Source organism: Winogradskyella psychrotolerans RS-3, from assembly GCF_000427335.1.
In the GTDB taxonomy this organism is placed as follows: domain Bacteria; phylum Bacteroidota; class Bacteroidia; order Flavobacteriales; family Flavobacteriaceae; genus Winogradskyella; species Winogradskyella psychrotolerans.
This window is the reverse complement of sequence record NZ_ATMR01000049.1, coordinates 1-519: the sequence shown is the minus strand read 5'-3', so window position 1 is coordinate 519 and position 519 is coordinate 1. Positions and strand designations below refer to the sequence as shown.

Genomic DNA, 519 nt, shown 5'->3' with positions numbered 1-519 from the left:
GCATGAACTTACCCAATTGACAGACGTCGATGGAGATGGGGTAATGGATGAATACAAGGTCATTTGTGATGCTTGGGGAGCATCGGATGATTTCCATGAATTTGCCTTTGGTTTGGTTTATAAAGATGACCACTTTTATATTACCTTATCCATGGCCATGCGGTTATTGTCTACGGACAGACAACTACCTGACAGAGGAAGAACGCTTAAAATTAGCAAAGATGGAAGTATCGAAAGGTTAGATTATGGCCTTAGAACGCCAAATGGAATTGGGTAGGGGTAGACGATGAATTATTTCTTACAGACAACCAGGGCCAATGGCTACCTGCCAATAAATTAATACATATCCAAAAAGACAATTACAATGGCATGGCATGGGGCTTGAGCGCAGCGCAAGAGCAAAACCCACCAGTTGCCAGTCCACCGGCGATATGGTTACCGGACAATGAAATTGGAAATTCACCTTCCGAACCTATTCTAATGAAGGATGGCCCTTATAAAGGGCAGATGTTACATGGT

Annotated in this window: 1 protein-coding gene; it reads left to right on the top strand. The window is 43.2% G+C overall.

The features are described from left to right. On the top strand, window positions 1-277 hold a 277-nt coding region (locus ADIWIN_RS20790), incomplete at its 5' end, for a hypothetical protein (RefSeq protein WP_235047011.1). Window positions 278-519: the final 242 nt, after the last annotated feature.